Origin of the sequence: Kribbella sp. VKM Ac-2571, from assembly GCF_004362255.1 — a bacterium.
GTDB classification, from domain to species: domain Bacteria; phylum Actinomycetota; class Actinomycetes; order Propionibacteriales; family Kribbellaceae; genus Kribbella; species Kribbella pratensis.
The window spans coordinates 1,485-3,313 of sequence record NZ_SNWS01000038.1; the positions used below are offsets into that span (position 1 = coordinate 1,485).

At 54.3% G+C, this 1,829-nt stretch carries 1 other annotated feature (only partly in view).

Annotated features, from left to right (window positions below):
• Positions 1–1,567: a sequence feature (mutual gap in cmsearch alignment for this rRNA model is longer than 100), on the bottom strand; it reaches 1,464 nt to the left of the window's first position.
• Positions 1,568–1,829: the final 262 nt, after the last annotated feature.

The window sequence follows — 1,829 nt, forward strand, 5'->3', positions numbered from 1 at the left end:
GCTTAGCATCAGCGGGTTCGGTCGGGTCGTGTTAATGCCGGTACGGGAATATCAACCCGTTGTCCATCGACTACGCCTGTCGGCCTCGCCTTAGGTCCCGACTTACCCAGGGCAGATTAGCTTGACCCTGGAACCCTTGATCATCCGGCGGACGGGTTTCTCACCCGTCATTCGCTACTCATGCCTGCATTCTCACTCGTGCAGCATCCACAACTCCATCACTAGGCTGCTTCACACGCTGCACGACGCTCCCCTACCCACCCACACACCTGGACACAGACCAAAAGCCTGTGCCGAGTACATATGTGAGTGCCACAGCTTCGGCGGATTGCTTGAGCCCCGCTACATTGTCGGCGCGGAATCACTTGACCAGTGAGCTATTACGCACTCTTTCAAGGGTGGCTGCTTCTAAGCCAACCTCCTGGTTGTCTGGGCAACTCCACATCCTTTTCCACTTAGCAATCGCTTAGGGGCCTTAGCTGGTGATCTGGGCTGTTTCCCTCTCGACTACGGAGCTTATCCCCCGCAGTCTCACTGCCGCGCTCTCACTTACCGGCATTCGGAGTTTGGCTGATTTCGGTAAGCCGGTAAGCCCCCTAGACCATCCAGTGCTCTACCTCCGGTAAGAAACACGCGACGCTGCACCTATATGCATTTCGGGGAGAACCAGCTATCACGGAGTTTGATTGGCCTTTCACCCCTATCCACAGGTCATCCCCCAGGTTTTCAACCCTGGTGGGTTCGGTCCTCCACGCGGTCTTACCCACGCTTCAACCTGCCCATGGATAGATCACTCCGCTTCGGGTCTAGAGCATGCGACTAAAGCGCCCTATTCAGACTCGCTTTCGCTACGGCTACCCCACACGGGTTAACCTCGCCACACACCACTAACTCGCAGGCTCATTCTTCAAAAGGCACGCCGTCACACATCCACAAGGAACATGCTCCGACGGATTGTAGGCAATCGGTTTCAGGTACTATTTCACTCCCCTCCCGGGGTACTTTTCATCTTTCCCTCACGGTACTAGTCCGCTATCGGTCACCAAGAAGTATTTAGGCTTAGCGGGTGGTCCCGCCAGATTCACACGGGATTTCAAGAGTCCCGTGCTACTTGGGAAAACACTCAAGAGTCACTGTCTTACGCCTACAGGGCTATAACCCACTACGGCTCAACATTCCAGAAGATTCGACTTCAACAGCGATTTATAACTCTTCGACATCACGGCATTAATGTCAGAATGCTCCCACAACCCCACATGCGCAACGCACGCCGGCTATCACACGCACATGGTTTAGCCTCATCCGCTTTCGCTCGCCACTACTCACGGAATCACTATTGTTTTCTCTTCCTGCGGGTACTGAGATGTTTCACTTCCCCGCGTTCCCTCCAGAACCCTATGTGTTCAGGCACTGGTAACTGGCTTTAGAATGCCAGCTGGGTTTCCCCATTCGGACACCCCCGGATCACAGCTCGGTTGCCAACTCCCCGGGGCTTATCGCAGGCTCCAACGTCCTTCATCGGCTCTTGGTACCAAGACATCCACCGATTGCCCTTAGTAGCTTGTCACAAAACAAACAACAAAAAGACAAAATTACGCTACAAAGAGATGCTCGCGTCCACTATACAGTTCTCAAAATACGGGCAGGAACACCAACCCTATCGCCACCACCTATCGGTCACGAGCATCCAGCCCAGGGAAACAACCCACCCAGTCCAGAACACCCACACCAACGGTTTGATGAGAGCCGGCCCCAGCCACCAGACACACACCGATCCGCAAAGATCCAATGCATCCGTGACCCAGAAGAAACAGAACCAACCCCCAGAA